This window comes from Methylovulum psychrotolerans (genome assembly GCF_002923755.1).
Taxonomy (GTDB): domain Bacteria; phylum Pseudomonadota; class Gammaproteobacteria; order Methylococcales; family Methylomonadaceae; genus Methylovulum; species Methylovulum psychrotolerans.
The window spans coordinates 1-1,835 of the sequence record NZ_PGFZ01000064.1 but is presented as its reverse complement, the minus strand read 5'-3'; the positions used below and the strand labels follow the sequence as shown (position 1 = coordinate 1,835).

The following is a 1,835-nucleotide window of genomic DNA, read 5'->3' as shown; positions in this document are numbered from 1 at the left end:
GTAGGTTTTGCCGGACCCAGTCGCCATTTGGATTAAGGCGCGGGGGCGGTTATCTTTAAACGACACTTCCAAGTTGTTAATGGCGGTTGCTTGGCAATCGCGCAAGCCTTTGGGGTTTAAGGCCGGAAAGGTTTGTAATCGGCTGCGTAAGGCTACATCGTGGCGCAGCCATGCCTGTAAGGTTTCGGGGCGGTGGAAGCTGAACACTTCGCGGGAGCGGGGTTTGGGGTCGCGGGTGTCGGTAAAGCGGGTCACGATACCTGTGCTTTCATAGAGAAAAGGTAGCGGCTGGTGGTGGTTGACCCATTTGAGCTTGGCGACGGCATAACCTGCGGTTTGCTCTTCAACCGTGGTGATTTTGTAGCCGTGGTCGGCTTGTTTGGCTTCTATGACCCCGACAGGCTTTCTGTCCACAAACAACAGGTAATCCGCCGGCCCCGTATCGGTTTGGTATTCCCTTACCGCGACCCCTAAGCCTGCCTCAAAGTTGATTTGCTTGTTCTTTTGGATAACCCAACCCGCCTGTAACAGTAATTGGTCAATCGTGTCACGGGCTTTTTGTTCGGGGTTTTGATTGAGTGTCATAAAAAATCCGTTATTATCGCCAACTGCCTTTATGATAACCGGATTTTGTCGTCATTAGGTAATTATTCGGGGCTTTGCTTTTTAGGTGGCCATGCTTATACTCAATGATCAAGTTTTTCATAAAGTCACCTCTAAATAGTGGGGAAGATTAGCGGAGAGCGAAGGCTCGTTAAGGTGGACAGCCCCCTCCCCTGATGGGGAGGGATGGGGTGGGGAGAATAAAATCAATGACTTATTCTTATGGTCCAGAAATTTTGATCAACGTATTTTTATTCTGCTTAATGAAAAAAGCCTTATTTAGATTCTCCCCACCCCATCCCTCCCCATCAGGGGAGGGGGACGGATTCCATTGCAACCTGTTGTTTTTAATTAATTAAAATACTAATCTAATATCTAGTGGCTAAGTTGCTTATTCTAATGTTAAAAACTTGATGATTGAGTTATACTTGATGATCTAGTATTTAGAGGTGACAACAAGAACTTAACCGAGCTTGCAAATGACTAACATCCAAAACACTCTCAGCGCAATGGCAAAAGACCTGTATGAAGTCGGGGCGATTGATAAAACGACCTTACGGCAGCTTGACCCCGACTCCCTACCTCCCGTCCCCCAGTATACCGCCAAGCAAATCGCCCATATCCCCCCTTGCCAGGGGGAGGAGCATTTTCCCACTGATTTTCACCTGTACGACGGGGAAGCTATAAGCTCCCTCCCCTGCGAAGGGCGACTGCATGGATGCACACCCTCAGGGGCGTAAATACCCACAGGGCATGAAGGAGGTAGAGCAACGCAAGGAGCGGTTGCCGAGAGGGCTGGGGTGGGGTTTAACACGCTGAGGTGCAATGGAACGCCTACATAATTTTATGCACGTTTGTGCTGGTTCCCAAGCTCCGGCTTGGGAACCATCCTATACGAAGCTCCTGCTTCGAGAATTTAAAAAAACTCAACGGCTGCGCAAAGACCGCTGGCGGGCTTACCTGAACGGCACCGAGAAATGTTAGTGTCCAGAATTCCCGAAGCAAGAGCTTCGGAAAGCCTAGTTCCCAAGCCGGAGCTTGGGAACTAGCGTCTGTAATAGTATTCAGCGCGGGTTTTATGAAAAAAATGGTTTTTACGTTACGAACGCTGCGAGACAGGAGTCGAGTAGTCCCCAGAAGCGATAGTGCCTGAGTTTTCACGAAGCGAAGCGGAAGTGAAAATGCAGGCTATACGAAATCGCGTCGAGTCATTGGAGAGCATGTGAGCCACC

At 49.4% G+C, this 1,835-nt stretch carries 2 protein-coding genes; one reads left to right on the top strand and one right to left on the bottom strand.

The features are described 5' to 3' along the window. The coding region (locus AADEFJLK_RS23535; protein WP_170065248.1) for a type I restriction endonuclease at positions 1 to 585 on the bottom strand (585 nt) is incomplete at its 3' end. Between the two features lie 497 nt (positions 586 to 1,082). Here AADEFJLK_RS23535 and AADEFJLK_RS24240 point away from each other — a divergent pair. Continuing rightward, complete coding sequence (locus AADEFJLK_RS24240) at positions 1,083 to 1,343, top strand: hypothetical protein (protein ID WP_146054745.1); 261 nt, start codon at positions 1,083 to 1,085, stop codon at positions 1,341 to 1,343. Positions 1,344 to 1,835: the final 492 nt, after the last annotated feature.

Coding starts and splice junctions, on each gene's coding strand:
- AADEFJLK_RS24240 (WP_146054745.1), top strand. CDS start 1,083: ATGACTAACATCCAAAACACTCTCAGCGCAATGGCAAAAGACCTGTAT.